Below are 15,096 nucleotides of genomic sequence, written 5' to 3' on the forward strand. Positions count from 1 at the left end.
CCACTGTAACTGAAACATAGGATGTATTTAAATATTTCAGACAACAAATTTACTCGACCAAACAAATACCTGTAACTGAAACATAGGATGTATTTAAATTAATGAGCCTCTTGCTTAGAGTCAAGATAATAATATCTGTAACTGAAACATAGGATGTATTTAAATAAAGTGCGGTTAATTTGTCGAGGGTTGGAACTTCCCTGTAACTGAAACATAGGATGTATTTAAATAGTCACAGATGATATCCCTGAGATTTATAGTCTCTTCTGTAACTGAAACATAGGATGTATTTAAATAGCATAAGTCTTATACTGCAAATTGCCAATATCGTACCTGTAACTGAAACATAGGACGTATTTAAATAGAATTTGCGGTGTAATAAGCTTCTTAGGCTTTATGCTGTAACCGAAACCTGCGATGTATTCCAACCATGCTCTGCGTGGGTAAGTATTTACAAGTTAAAAGGATAATACAGATTTAAATATCCAACAAAAACAAACAATATAATCTAAAAAAATTACAATTCTACCAAAACAAGTCGAAAATCGATGAATATTATTACAGTGCTGTATTGACAAGGCATTTGATGTAATGTATTCTAAAAAATATAGGCGAGAATTTTTACGTTAAACCAATGTGTTTTAAATGGAGGTATTATGCGTGTTTCAGCTATTGAAATAGGAACGAATTCTACAAAGTTTATCATCGCAGAATTGAATGAAAAAGGCTCTGTGGAGGTTATTAGCAGAACCAGTACGGTAAACCGTCTCAGCAGCGGGATGTACCCTGAAAATAATCTTAAGCCTGAGGCAGTGGAAAAAGGTATAGAGATCATCGACAATTTGATAAAAGAAAGTAATGCACAGGGAGCAAAGCTGATATCAATATTTTCAACCAGTGTTCTCAGAGATGCAGGGAATAAGGAAGTTTTTCTGAACAAAATAAAAGAGCTTTACGATATTGACATTAATGTTATCAGCGGGGAAGAAGAGGCTCATTTGGCATATATGGCATGCAGGGAAGTTGTAGAAAATAAATCTCAGAAATTCAGTGTAATTGACATTGGAGGCGGCAGTACAGAAATAATAGTCGGTAATGGTAATGACATAGCGGGGAAAACAAGCTTAGATGTGGGAGCTGTAAGATTAACAGAAATGTTTGTGAGGCATGACCCTGCGGAAGACAGTGAACTTGAAAAAATTACGGCTTACATAGAGAAGCAGCTGGATGAAATGAATTCTATGGATTTGAGAGGACTTCAATTGGTGGGAACAGGAGGAACAATTAAAACGCTGGGAACACTATTTTTTCAGAAGGAGTACTCAAAGGAAAAATCCATTAACGGTAAAGTTATAAAAAAATACGAGATAGAATTGCTTTTTGCTATGCTGAAGCTTTTAAATATCGAAAGCAAAAAGAAGCTTACAGGACTAAATCCAAAAAGGGCAGACGTAATTATATCAGGAATCAGAATACTTCTTTCAATTATGAATAAATTCGGTACAGAAGAAATAAAAATCAGTTCACAGGGTGTACTGGAAGGCTTTATCGCGGAATATCTTCACACAGCCAAGGGATAAAAGGCAGCTGCTTTCGGCTTAAAGAGCTTACGTATTATTCTTATAAAACTATCACAATTAAAACTGGCAAGAATGCTTAAAAGGTACGTTTCTTAATGGTAAATGGTTACGTAATATACTTATAAAAAATATACATTTGGCAGAAAAAGAAGGGAGTTTTGAAGAAAAATGAATGATAATACTTTGCAAAGTATGGCTCAAAAGTATGGAACGCCATTGTATGCATACGATGGTGACAAAATTATTTCACAGTTTAATACGCTTAAAAGCTGTTATCCTAAAGAAATAGAAATATTTTATTCAATGAAGACAAATCCTCTTTTGGGAATATGCCAGCTTTTTAAGAAATTAAACAGTTATATCGAGGCTGCGTCAGTGGGAGAATTGTATACTGCTCTGGAGGCGGGTTTTCATCCGGAACAGATTGTTTTCACAAGCCCGGGTAAGTCCTGTGACGAGCTTGAGTATGCCATTGATAAACAGATTTACAGCATAAACATTGAGTCAATAGATGAGGCTGTTCTCATTAACCGTATAGCATCCGAAAAAAATAAAAGGGTGGATATTTCCATCAGAGTAAACCCTGATTTTGATGCTACCTGTTCAAGTATAAAAATGTCCGGTGTACCTACGCAGTTTGGCATAGATCAGGCATTGCTGGGCAAGGCCTTTGAAACCTTTTCGCAGCTGCCTTGTATAAATGTTATAGGCATTCATGTTTATACAGGAACACAGGCATTACATGCAGAAAAAATCATATTTGCGATGGAACAAATAATTATATTGGGACTTGAATTATCAGATACATACGGTTTCCCGTTAAGATTTCTGGATATGGGAGGGGGCTTTGGAATTCCGTATTTCAAGGGGGAAAACGAGCTGAATACAGACAGCTTGAGAGAAGGTGCCGCGCTGGTATGGGATAAGTACAGGGAGAGGTTGTCTAAAACAAGGGTTGCGGTTGAAAGCGGAAGATTTTTAATGGCAGAAGCAGGAAGGTATCTGGTAAAAGCTTTATATATTAAGGAATGTAAAGGAAACAAGTATATAGTATGTGACGGCGGTTCAAACCAGCATGCTTCTTCTGCTTTTCTCGGCAGACATATCCGCAGTAATTTTCCAATGCATGTTTTGAATAAAACTGAAGCGGAGGAAGAAGTAAACGTAGTTGGCCCTCTTTGCACTCCGACGGATGTCGTTGGGCAGAGAGTTAAGCTTCCGGCTGTAAATACAGGAGATATCATTGCTGTGGATAAGTCAGGTGCATACGGATTAACACAGAGTCCTCTGGCATTCTTGAGTCATCCTTCACCGGCAGAGGTTATTCAATTCGGTGATGAAGCCTTTTTATTAAGGGAAAGAGGGAAAAAGGAAGACCTTATCAAGGGGCAGAAGCAATTACCGGGTAAATATATATAATAAGCAATTAATAGTGTAGATATGTGAAAAGTGAGGTGATCATTTGGAAAAAATCAGGGCTTAAGAAACTGACATTTTTTGTGGGCAGTGACGGAAAGCATGATGAAACGGCAATGGCATTAAACTGCTTTGAAGCAGCTGTCTACAATTTATCAAAAAACAGTGGAAAGCTGGACAAGAGTCAAATTGTTCCGCTTTTCATCAAAGATATAAATCCAGTTTTATGCTATGAGGATGCTACCGGAGTTTTTAGCTTTACCAGCCAGAGCAGCAACCTTCAAGCCCTTTGGCATAAACATATAAAACTGAATCAATATGTGAAGGAACAGGACAAAAATGCATTGCCTTTTTTGGAAAGCCTTATTGATAAAGGGCAAATGGTTATATTGCAGACAGTTTTCCAGAGAATAAAATATTATGCCGAATACAATCCGGATTTTGATTTGAGCACATATTTCCATGGGGCGGCACCTCATGTAAATATTGTTGTATTTCATGAGGATGATAAAATATACTATGCCGAAAAACAGCCATATCGTATAAGAATAGAAAATTTTGTACCTTATGAACTCAACAATCAAATAGGAGTAATTAAAAAAAGTGATATGGAAGAGGCCTGTAATTTTTACTTGAGATGCTATACGCTTGATTTTACTGATGAAGATATGGTGAGAGACGCTTTTTACAGAGAGGATATAGTTCGTTTTATACATGAGATATCGGATAACTATGACGGAAGAACCGAACAGTTGAATGGATTCACAAAGTATTACGGAAATTACGCATATAATAGATTTGTTGAATTATGCGATAACGGAACTGATATAAAAAAATACCTTCATACCGAGAGATGGGGGCTGTTTGATAAGATGACCTTTGACATATGGATGACTCATGGCTCAAGACAAATTTTATTTGAGTATGTTGTTCAGGAAATAAAAGAAAGAGGATGCACAGAAAATCTTATACTTTTAAAGAATACTCTTTCTGAATCAATAGAAAAATGGAAGCTGTTTGAAAGAGTGATGTCCAGACTTGTTAAGTCCAGAAGATCTACATTTCTAAGTCCAAAGATAACACATCAAATAAAAAATATTATTGAAATAGAAGACAGGCTGAATGGACTTTTAAAAAGCTTTTCATAATTATAAATAATAAATTGCTCACATAACAACTTTGGTATATTACACCCCATTTTTTGGAAACAATTAATAATAATGCTGGTATGTTTTATCCGGCCGGTATTGATACTCAGACATTCTAGAATGTTTTTGGAGTATATTAATTTGTTCGGGAATGGGGGATTTTTATGCATAAAAGAATAAGGATTTTACTTTTTATATTTCTGGCGGTATTCTCTTGTTTGCTCACCAGATTATTTTATATTCAGATAATAGGGGGGAATTCAATGGCAAAGGAAGCTTCTGCCCAGAGATCAAATAATATTAGGATCGAAAGTGCAAGAGGGGATTTTTTAGACAGGAACGGAATAAAGCTTACCGGCAGGACTCCCGGGATCACGGCTGTTCTGAAGCCCTCACAGATGAAGAACCAAATGCCAGCAGTTGAGCAAATATGCAGGCTGGTGGGCTTGGATGCGGAAAAAACAAAAGAAAACATTCAGAGATATAATACGCCTATTCTGGTAGAAATAGATGCAGAAACAAAGAACATTCTATCAAGTATGAATATTGAAGGCCTTTCCTTTATAAATACTCTCAAAAGATATAATACTGATACAAAAGCAAAGCATTTATTGGGTTACTTGAACAAGGTGGATAAAATAGGAAGCAATGGATTGGAAAAGCTTTATGAAAAAACACTGAATTACGGAAATGAAGATATGCTGGCTGTAATCACGGATGGAAACAATAATGTTTTGAATGGCTTGGGCTACAGAATTATAAAGGATGATAATTTAAATAAAAAGCTGGATATAAGACTCACCCTTGATTATCATATCCAGAATACAGTTGAACAGGCATTGGATAAACGGGGCTTAACCGGTGCCATAGTAGTTGAAAATGTCAAAAACGGTGATATTGTTGCCATGTGCAGTAAGCCGGATTTCGATCCTAATGATATTGAAAAATACTTATCAAATAATAAAAGGCCTTTGTTTAACAGAGCTGTAGCACAGTATAATGTTGGGTCTGTTTTTAAATTAGTTGATTTGGCTGCAGTGTTTGAAAAGGAACCGAATTTTAATATGGTATATAATTGTCCCGGATATATACAGGTGGGTGACAAGGAATTTAAGTGCTCCTCCTATGAGAAGGGAGGCCATGGTACTATTGATATAAACAGTGCGCTGGCTGTTTCCTGCAATTCCTATTTTATAAATATGGCACTTAATTTGGGAATAGAGCCGATATTGACAATCTGTGAGACCCTTGGACTGGGTAAGAATACCGGATTGTCTTTGCAGGGGATAGATGAGGCAAAGGGATTTGTTTCCCAATTATCGGATATAAAAAACCCGGGAGATATTGCCAATATATCTATAGGGCAGGGAGAAACCCTTGCGACACCGGTTCAGATTGCTGATTTGGTTGCTACTATCGCTAACGGAGGAATTAAGAATAATGTTAATGTTGTTGATTGTGTAGTGAATGATGATGGCAATAAGGTCAGGGACTTGAAGGAAATGAATCAAAAGCGGGTTATTTCAGAAGGGACGGCTGAGAAGATAAAAAGTCTTATGGAGGAGGTAATAAGGACCGGTACAGGCAAGCAGGCAAATCTGGATGGCTACGGCGGAGCAGGAGGAAAGACAGGAAGTGCTGAAACAGGGCAGTATATAGATGGTGTAAAAATAACTCAGGCGTGGTTTGCAGGATATTTTCCGGCAAAGGATCCAAAATATTCAGTGGCAATTTTTATTGAGGACGGTAAGAGCGGAGGAACTGCCGCAGCGCCTATATTTGCAGAAATTGGTGCTGAAATCATGAGTAAGGGGCTATAAATAAACCCGAATATTTTTTGCAAAAATATCTGGCTTTTGAAAAATATGATTGTAATATTGGGAAGCAGGACTACTTATTTAATAGGTAGCCCTTTTATATTTATAAAGAAAGAAGGTGTGCAGGAATGGAAGTTAACATTATTATTACATGTGTGGCAGCGATTTGTGCATAGCACTGGTGGATAATAATCTTTATTGTTTTAATCGGCAAAGAAGGGTATATTATAAATTATAGAATTTTATCGAGGGGGCTTTATGGAAATAAAAGAGGTGGCGGAGATAGCCACATTCGCGGGAGAAATACTGCTGCGCAACGGAGCCGAAGCATACAGAGTTGAAGAAACCATAAAAAAAATATGTAATTCATATGGCTTAGAGGGTGAATGTGTATCAAATTCAACGGGTATTTTTATATCTGTAATTACTCCCGACGGTCAGCTGGTTACGACGGTGAAAAGGATAAAGCAAAGGGATGTTGACCTTTACAGAATTGAGCGTATTAATTCATTTTCAAGAGAATTAATGAATAAACCGCTGTCCTATGAGGAAGCAAAGAAAGTATTGAGAGAAATATATAATGCACCGAATTTTTCACTTGGAGTCAGGCTTTTTGCTGCAAGCATGACGGCATTTGTTTATACACTCTTTTTTGACGGAGGTATATTAGATGCTGCCGTATCAGCTGTCATAAGCATAGGAGTATATTATATGCTTGAAAGGGCAACAAAAATCGGATCATTTCAATTCTTGGCATACTATCTGTCAGGACTGATAATTGGAGTTGCAAGCTTAGCATTACAAATTCTTGTGCCCGAAATTAATAAGGATAATGTTATTACGGGAGCAATTATAGTGCTTCTGCCGGGAGTTGCGTTGACAAACGGTATAAAGGATATCCTTTATGGAGATTTCGTTTCAGGCTCGGCAAAGCTGAGTGAGGCTGTTCTTATAATAATTGCTATGGGTGTTGGAATTGCAACTGCACTGTCATTTCTGATGAAATGGGTGTGATAGCATGACACAACATTGCTTTCATAATTTTTTGTGCCGATACTCGGCGGGGAGGTTAAGATGCTGTTCAAAATAGTATTGGCTTTTTTTGGAAGTATATTTCCTGCATTATTATTTAATATTGACAGGCGGAAAATACTTCTAGCCGGATTATGCGGCGCTATCGGATGGACTGCGTATCAATCTGTGCTTTATTTTACCGGAAGTCCGATAACAGCTTCATTCCTAGGCTCAATTGCCGTTGGGATATACAGTGAGACTTTAGCAAGAATAATAAAAACTCCTGCATTCGGGTTCCTGATTCCGGGGATATTTCCGTTAGTGCCCGGTTTTAAAGCATACACCACATTAAGGTATATTGTTGAAAATAACTTGTCCGAGGCATTGAATAAAGGAATTCTGACACTTGCTGTTGCAGGGAGTATAGGCTTTGGAATAATGCTTTCGACTGCAATATTCAAAATAATTTTCAGAAATAGAAGGGCAGATTCACATAAATATAAAAGGAATTTTTCATAAAATATATTAATATGGTCAATAAAGAAGCAGAGATTTACCAGAAATCTCTGCTTCCAAAATAGCTATGATTTAATAAATCTAATTTTAAGAAATAATTTTGTGAACATCTTTAATTTCCCTCAAATAGTTTCCCAATTACTGCCCTGATTAACTGCGGCCACCCGTTTGGGGCGAAAGCAGTTCCCCGGACATTAACCGGACACAAGAGGTTATCAATTGCGGGTGTGCGAGAAAAATAATTTGACATAATCAAAATAATCATCTCCCAAAGCTCGACATTTCAAATCCTTGCATGCGTCCTTTAATGCCAAAGCAATCCAATTCATGGATATCCATTAACACAAGCAGACCTGCAAAACTACTATAAACGAGAAATAGAATCGTCCAATGGAACCATCCCCCCAACTGTCATCATTAAACCTTAGCTATTGGACACATCTCTGTATCCAGTAATTATTGTGACCATATTAAAAATTAATATACATAATTAATTTTTAATGACTAATCATCTGTTTTTGCATTACTTTTGTTGTTAAATTGGGAGTTGGTTTTTCCTTCGGTTATGTTTTTCTCAGATTTATTCTGAGAATTGGATTTTGATGATATTTTGTGTGCCTTGCTTCCTTTTGCCATAAAGTAACTCCTTTCATTCATCGTGAAAAATTAAAGCTGCATAATTATAATCTGTATAATACTTGTTTTTATACGGCTTATTTATTTGATTTCACTTGACTAACCTTGGATTAGAGATATAGTATTTATGTAATAATTTGAATTAATTTCTATGAGGATTATATGATAATTAATATATAAGTCAATTGCATATAATAGATAGATAAACCGTATAAACTCCAAGTGGAAAAAAATTGCTTATATCGGGAATGGGAGGGCATATTTTGACAAGTGCATTGATTAAAATTTTTATTAAAGATTACAAAGCTACAGACAATCCTCAGGTCAGGGAGAATTACGGAAAATTTGCAAGTATACTGGGAATTGCAACTAATTTATTGCTTTTTCTCATAAAGATAATTGCAGGAACAATTTTCAGCAGTATATCAATAATCGCAGATGCAGTCAATAATTTGTCAGATTCGGCATCCTCTGTGGTAACGCTTGCCGGTTTCAAGATTTCCGGCAAGCCTGCAGATGAACAGCATCCCTTTGGGCATGCGCGAATGGAGTATGTTTCAGGTCTGATAGTATCCTTTATAATAATTTTTTTAGGGCTACAGCTCATAAAAAGTTCAATAGACAAAATAATACACCCGCAGCTGGCGGAGTTTAGCATTCTGACAGTAGTAGTACTTATTACTGCCATTATGATAAAGCTGTGGCAATGTATTTTTTACCGCAGAATAGGAAAAGAAATTAACTCTATGACAATTCTAGCGGCATCAGTTGACAGCCGAAATGATATTTTGGCAACAGCTGCGGTATTGACAGCTGCAATTGCAACTCGAATGACAGGCTTTAATCTGGATGGATATATGGGATTTCTGGTGGCGATTCTGATTTTGGCAAGCGGTATTAAGCTGGTATCAGATACTATCAGCCCTTTACTTGGCACTGCACCCACAAGGGAGCTGGTGGACGGAATATATAAAAAGGTCCTGAGCTATGATAATATTATTGGAATACATGATTTGACTGTACATAGCTATGGTGCATACAAATGTTTTGCTTCAGTGCATTGTGAAGTGCCTGCCGAGCAGGATATTATGGTAAGTCATGACATCATAGACAATATTGAAAGAGATTTTCTAAAGGAGCAGGGAATACATATGGTCATTCACCTTGATCCTGTTGTTACAAATGATGAAAAAACAAATGAACTTAACAAACAGGTTAGAAGGATTATAGAGAAAATTTCACCGGAGCTTACCATGCATGATTTTCGAGTGGTATGGGGGATAAGCCACTCAAATTTGATTTTTGACATTGTGTCTTCTTTTAATTCAAAATTAAGCGATGGGGAGCTTATAAGAATCATCTCCGAAGAAATCAGCAGCATTGACAAAAGCTACCGCTCAATAATAACGGTGGATCACAATTATGTTCCTTGCAAGGAACATAAATAAACAAAAACTTGAAAAAATTCTAAATAAAATTAAAAAAAGGTATTGCAAATTTTGTCGAATGGGTGTATAGTGTTAATAGTAGAAAATTTAATCAGAAAATTAAATATTAAGTGAAAAAGGTAAACTTACTGAAAGGTAAGGACACAAAGCCATGAGTCTAAAGTGTGAATACACCATGATTGTCAGGTTGCCGATTGAAAAACGTTTTTACGTTTGTTTAGCTGTGGCAACTTTGTGTCACAGCTTTTATTTATTTGTTTAACTTTTGCAGAATTTTTACATAAAATTTACTTAAACTGCATGGAAAACCTAGTAATAATGAAATATAGTTTATTTATAGTTACTTAATGTGGTTGGAGGTGGATTTAGGTGAACAGGCTTATAAGCAAGGATGCTTTATTGAGGAATGTTAATTTGGGCAAGCATGTAAAGATTAAAAGCAATTCTGTATTAGAGGAAGTTGAAATAGGTGATTTTTCTCATGCTGCACAATATAGCAATATTTATAATACAAGTATAGGCAAGCATTGCTCTATTGCTCCTTTTTCTAACATAAATCCCGGTGATGAACGTGTTGAGATCGGACATGACGTAAAAATCGGACTGAATGTTTTAATAATGTCAGGCATAAAAATTGGAAATGGTGCGATTATTGAAGCCGGAAGCATTGTGACAGAGAATGTTGAGAGTTACAGTGTTGTTAGCGGTGAACCGGCGAGAAAAGTAAGAATGAGATTTTCTGAGGAAACTATTGCAGAAATAGAAAAGCTCAGATGGTGGGATTGGGATATCGAAAAAATAAGGTCTATGTTTAATACCTTTAGAAATTTTGATGAATTTGTTGAAAGAAATATACATATTCAATTTAAAAATGATAGGTTTGTCAGTTTGCAATGATTTAAAATAAGCAATAATCTAATTCTAATATATTATAATACTTTCCTAAATTCTATGTTATGTGTTAATGAACAAAGCAATAAAGGCTTCTGCTTGATAAGCGGGAGCCTTTATTGCTTTGCGGTATCATTCAGAAAATGCTTCCCGGACAGATATTTTCAATGAAAATTAAAATATTTGTTAGACTGCGCTGATATTTTATAATATGATTAATGATGCAGAGTTTTTTATTTGTTTGATATTAAATGCAAAAAGTGAGAATAGAGGATAATTGAACTTTTGTAAAACACTAAAAACCTTCATATATCTACGCTGGGATATTCACTTAACTTGAAATAATAGGCTTTTCAAATTATAAAAATGTGATACAATGGTAATATGGATACAGTTATTTTGACTAAAGTTGTCAAAAAAGAGATTATAATAATAATGATTGCTACTACATGCTTATAAATGTTACTTAACCCTTACGTGGAGGGAATTACAAAATGAAAATACATAAGGCTGCAGATATGAATAGCTTGATTTTAAAATATGTTGTAATTGTTATTATGGCTGTCTGTGGATTTTTTAGCGATTTTATAATACAACAGATTAACATGACCTTTTTTTTATCAGTTAGCAGTATTTTTATTTTTTTAATAATCGGATTATCCACAAGCAGTGCCAGTCTGGTAATAGTAACCTTATTAAATTGTGCCCTTATTGCCGTTAACGGATTTAATCTATTTACAGTAATTCAGACTATTGAAATATATTATGTATGGGTTTTGTATAAAAGCGGCAGAAAGAACATAATTCTTGAGGTTGTGGTTTATGGATTGTGTTTTTCTTTGCCGTTAATATTTGTGACAGGCTATAATAATGCAAGCATTAGCGTGGAATCTGCATTCTATATTGCACTTTTTTTTATGAACAGGGTGTTTAATGCCTTAATTAGCAAAATGGTTTTGGATTACATACCGATGGAGAGGATAATAAGCTATACACACAGCCGTCCTAAAGCTGTTACTCTGACAAATTTAGTTACTCAGGTAAGCATTGCCAGTATTGTAGTACCGATTCTTCTGTTTTCTATAGCGACAAATGCAAGCAATCAGGAGCAAATTTCAGAGTCTGCTGTTACCGACTTGAAAAGTGCTTCCGAATATATTAATAAGAAGCTGACTGCATGGACTGTTCAGGAAATGAGAGATCTAAAGCTTCTAAAGCCGATTCAGGTATATGATTTGATAGATATGGTGCAAATATATGTTTCGAGGGCAGACAATTCGGTTAATTTTTATTTGCTGGACTTAGATAATAAAATAATAACCAGCGAACACACTGCAGATTTTATGAAGGATGGCTTGAATTGGATAGGTGACGGCAGCTTTTCGGAGGTAGAGCCTGATATCTACAAATGGACAGCTCCGAGGGACAGTAGATTTATTATTAAAGATTATACCAGAGATACTGCTTTTTTCTATGTTACTTCAATAGATAAATTTAAAACAATTATTGCAGTATCAGGAACGGCATATGATGATAAGTCAATAAATTTCTACATGAGCTTGTTGAAGCTGATAGTGCCTATTTCCTTGTTTGTAGGAGTTTTCTTCATTATTATGAAAAGGTTTATGCTCAATTCAATATTCGAGCTTATCAGTATAACCAGCGGTTTGCCGCAAAAACTGAAAAATAATGAAAACATAGAATTTGAAAAGAGCAATATATATGAAATTGATTCCCTTACGACTAACTTCCGAATGATGGTTGATAATTTGAGCAGTATGATACAGAATGTTGAAGCAGCCAATAAAAAGTTGCTTGAATCGGAGCGTTTGCTTTATGACCAAGCACATTTTGACTCATTAACCGGTTTGCCTAACAGACCCTATTTTATCAAGAAGGTTGAGAATGATATAAGCAACTTTTACACAGATGAGAGGTTTGCAGGCAAACAGGGAATAGCCTTCTTTTTTATAGATTTGGATAAGTTTAAGGCAGTTAATGACACTTACGGACATTCAGCAGGAGATAAGCTTTTAAAACAGGTTGCAAATATTATGAACAGTGTACTTATGGATTATGAAAGCACAAGCTCGCTTGTTGCAAGAATGGGAGGAGATGAATTTGTTATTGAGTATATCTATGATAACAAGGAGGATATAGCGGGTTTGGCTAACTCACTGATTGCAGCCATAAATAAGCCTAAGCAAATTGACAGCATAGTATTAACCCCTGGAACCAGTATAGGAATATGTGTTTTCCCGGAGGATGGAGAGGATATAGACAGTATTTTCTTAAAATCTGATTCATCAATGTATAAAGCAAAAAATTCCGGTGGCAATAAATTTTACTTTTATTCAAAACTATAAAATTTTAGGAGTTGGGACATTATGAGAAGGTATAAAGCATTAGTATTGTGTGCCTTAATGGCTGGTTTGATTTTTAACGGTTGCAGCAAAACGGAGAAGAATATTGATGTGGATAGTTTGATTAAGCCCAGTGATGCCAGTGCCGGTATTAAGCTTGCTGATAGTGAAAAGAGCGGAGAAGGCAACACAGAAAATGAAGAAGTTTTTGATATGATTATATGGAATAACTCACTTGACAGCAAATATATTGAGAATGCATTCAGTGCGAAATATCCTGATGCAAATTTAAAAATAGTGAGTTTTGATGCTGCCGATACTGAAAAGGTAACAAAAGCATTAGCTTCAAATGAAACTATTGATATTATTACATACTATAGAGAAGGCTTTGGCAACTTTAATTCTATTGACGTTTTTGAGGATTTATTACAGCCGCAGTATGATTTTGACAGTATAAAGTCTGTTTTTAATGAGCGTGAAATAGAGCAATGTAAGTCCTTTGATGACAGCAAGCTCATTGCGCTTCCTTTTCCTGAGTATCCAATGGTAACCTATTATCGTGCGGATATATTGGGGCAGTATGGCTTCCCGACAGATCCGGAGGAGCTTGCCGAATATATGTCAACTACGGAAGGCTGGATGAAAATAGCCGCAGAGCTTAAGAAACATGATATATATGCTATTCAATGGAAGGAAGAGCTGCTGCAGAAGGTTTTAAGAAGCTATGCCTTTTATGATGATGATATGAAGCTGAATATTAATAATGAAAAAATAAGGGAAACCCTGAAGCTCACATTGGCAGTAAGCAAAGCAAATTTATCAAGCAGAATCAACATATGGGGTGAGGACGGACAAAAGGCCATAAAGGATGGAAAAATTGCTATGCTGTATGTAAATAAGTGGGGTGAGAATTATTTAAAGAGCTTTGTTCCTGAGCAGGCAGGGAAGTGGAGGGCTACCAGTCTGCCCTTGGATGTCTATGGATATCAAAGCTCAAGCTATGCATCGATAGTATCCTCAAGCAAGCTTAAGATGCAGGCGTGGGAAATATTAAAGAGATATATGGTAAATGATTATGACTATATAGACAAGCAGAGGAATGCAGAAAGTGAATTTCTTGGCGGGCAGAAATCCATGCAGCTGTATGAAGATTTGATAAATAAAATGCCGCTTAGATATCCGACTATTTTAGATGACAGGGATTATTCCACCTTCTTTGATATACTGTATAATAATATGGATCAAAGGGGAACTGAGGAAATATTGAATCTGGCTATATCAAAGATAGATGAATCAACCTACCATGAGCAAAAGGTATTGGCGGAGTATCTTAAGGAAAACAGAAAAAAATAAGAATTAACAAATAAAAGCAATTCAGATTAGAGTCAATTACTGTTTAAAAACAAGCTGTCGACCATATCATTGAGACGATGTGATAGGTTTCTTAGCTGATAGTAATTGACTTTTGTCTTGTTTGTTTTTCAGAGTGGTGACAAAGTTATTACCAAACATTGACATTTATGAAAAAACAGTGTAATATAATGTAAAAACATATGATATATTGTAAGGGAGAGATTTTAAAAATGAAGTCAACAGGAATAGTAAGAAAAGTGGATGAATTGGGAAGGATAGTATTACCAATCGAATTGCGAAGAACTTTTAATATTGAGGAGAAGGATGCTTTGGAAATATATGTGGATGAAGCGACAATCATATTAAAAAAGTATGAGCCGGTATGTATTTTTTGTGCTGATGCAAAAGATATAGCTAATTACAAGGGGAGAAATATTTGCAAGAATTGTATGAAGGAATTAAAGAATGGTTAATTATTTATAATTAACCTGTAGAGAAAAAATTATTAATTTAAAAAAGCTTGTTTTATGGCGTCAATCATTCAAATTCGGTTGGCGTCATTTTTATTTATGGGCTTTAGCCTGTTGAGCATAAGGCAAGTTTCTCGGCAGAGAAATGAGCCATGCGAAACAATAAACCACCCGCTATGCGGGTGCGCGACAGAAGTTATACAAAAAAATCACCTTTTCGTTAAAATAGAGTTGTTCAAGCTACTAAATTAACGAGAGGAAAGGTGATTTTAATGGCAAATAAGGAACACAGCTTAGCTCACACAAAATGGATGTGTAAATATCATATAGTGTTCACTCCAAAGTATAGACGAAAGGCGATATATAATCAATACAAACAGAGTATCAGAGAAATTTTGATACAATTATGTAGCTACAAAGGAGTAGAGATACTTGAAGGGCATC

13 protein-coding genes, 1 CRISPR repeat array and 1 riboswitch are annotated in these 15,096 nt (G+C 35.6%); of the genes, 12 read left to right on the plus strand and 1 reads right to left on the minus strand.

Annotated elements, in window-relative coordinates; translation table 11 throughout:
- The first annotated feature begins 3 nt into the window (after positions 1–3).
- Positions 4–363: direct repeats of the CRISPR family, unit length 30 nt; unit sequence CTGTAACTGAAACATAGGATGTATTTAAAT.
- 293 nt (positions 364–656) lie between these two features.
- The 6 genes from LY28_RS12965 to LY28_RS12990 all read left to right on the plus strand — a co-directional run bounded on the left by LY28_RS12965 (position 657) and on the right by LY28_RS12990 (position 7,494).
- A complete protein-coding gene (locus LY28_RS12965) occupies positions 657–1,580 on the plus strand; it encodes a Ppx/GppA phosphatase family protein (RefSeq protein ID WP_110462623.1) in 924 nt (307 codons plus the stop codon).
- 168 nt (positions 1,581–1,748) lie between these two features.
- Complete coding sequence (locus LY28_RS12970) at positions 1,749–2,999, plus strand: type III PLP-dependent enzyme (RefSeq protein ID WP_110462624.1); 1,251 nt, start codon at positions 1,749–1,751, stop codon at positions 2,997–2,999.
- A gap of 23 nt (positions 3,000–3,022) precedes the next feature.
- Positions 3,023–4,144: a hypothetical protein gene (locus LY28_RS12975; protein ID WP_110462625.1), complete on the plus strand. Its 1,122-nt coding sequence runs from the start codon at positions 3,023–3,025 to the stop codon at positions 4,142–4,144.
- Between the two features lie 263 nt (positions 4,145–4,407).
- Positions 4,408–5,964: a peptidoglycan D,D-transpeptidase FtsI family protein gene (locus LY28_RS12980; protein WP_242981269.1), complete on the plus strand. Its 1,557-nt coding sequence runs from the start codon at positions 4,408–4,410 to the stop codon at positions 5,962–5,964.
- A 255-nt stretch (positions 5,965–6,219) separates the two neighbouring features.
- On the plus strand, positions 6,220–6,975 hold the full coding sequence (locus LY28_RS12985) for a threonine/serine exporter family protein (protein ID WP_110462627.1): 756 nt from the start codon (positions 6,220–6,222) through the stop codon (positions 6,973–6,975).
- A gap of 60 nt (positions 6,976–7,035) precedes the next feature.
- Entirely contained in the window at positions 7,036–7,494 is a 459-nt protein-coding gene (locus tag LY28_RS12990; RefSeq protein ID WP_110462628.1) for a threonine/serine exporter family protein, read from the plus strand.
- Between the two features lie 501 nt (positions 7,495–7,995).
- Here the strand turns inward: LY28_RS12990 and LY28_RS19690 are convergent.
- Positions 7,996–8,127 (minus strand): hypothetical protein, encoded by a 132-nt coding sequence (locus LY28_RS19690; RefSeq protein WP_278303571.1) that lies wholly within the window; start codon positions 8,125–8,127, stop codon positions 7,996–7,998.
- A 263-nt stretch (positions 8,128–8,390) separates the two neighbouring features.
- Between LY28_RS19690 and LY28_RS12995 the strand changes: the two genes are divergently transcribed.
- The 6 genes from LY28_RS12995 to LY28_RS13020 form a co-directional block, all read left to right on the plus strand.
- A complete protein-coding gene (locus LY28_RS12995) occupies positions 8,391–9,575 on the plus strand; it encodes a cation diffusion facilitator family transporter (protein WP_110462629.1) in 1,185 nt (394 codons plus the stop codon).
- A 108-nt stretch (positions 9,576–9,683) separates the two neighbouring features.
- Positions 9,684–9,770, plus strand: a riboswitch (cyclic di-GMP riboswitch).
- Between the two features lie 174 nt (positions 9,771–9,944).
- Positions 9,945–10,472, plus strand: a complete 528-nt coding sequence (locus LY28_RS13000; RefSeq protein WP_110462630.1) for a DapH/DapD/GlmU-related protein — start codon at positions 9,945–9,947, stop codon at positions 10,470–10,472.
- Between the two features lie 488 nt (positions 10,473–10,960).
- Complete coding sequence (locus LY28_RS13005; protein ID WP_110462631.1) at positions 10,961–12,832, plus strand: GGDEF domain-containing protein; 1,872 nt, start codon at positions 10,961–10,963, stop codon at positions 12,830–12,832.
- 21 nt (positions 12,833–12,853) lie between these two features.
- On the plus strand, positions 12,854–14,182 hold the full coding sequence (locus LY28_RS13010; RefSeq protein ID WP_110462632.1) for an ABC transporter substrate-binding protein: 1,329 nt from the start codon (positions 12,854–12,856) through the stop codon (positions 14,180–14,182).
- 230 nt (positions 14,183–14,412) lie between these two features.
- Positions 14,413–14,655: an AbrB/MazE/SpoVT family DNA-binding domain-containing protein gene (locus LY28_RS13015; protein ID WP_110462633.1), complete on the plus strand. Its 243-nt coding sequence runs from the start codon at positions 14,413–14,415 to the stop codon at positions 14,653–14,655.
- Positions 14,656–14,924: 269 nt separating this feature from the next.
- Positions 14,925–15,096 (plus strand): transposase (locus tag LY28_RS13020; RefSeq protein WP_207658094.1); only part of this gene is annotated, 172 nt, incomplete at its 3' end.

Origin of the sequence: Ruminiclostridium sufflavum DSM 19573 (genome assembly GCF_003208175.1) — a bacterium.
GTDB lineage: Bacteria > Bacillota > Clostridia > Acetivibrionales > DSM-1351 > Ruminiclostridium > Ruminiclostridium sufflavum.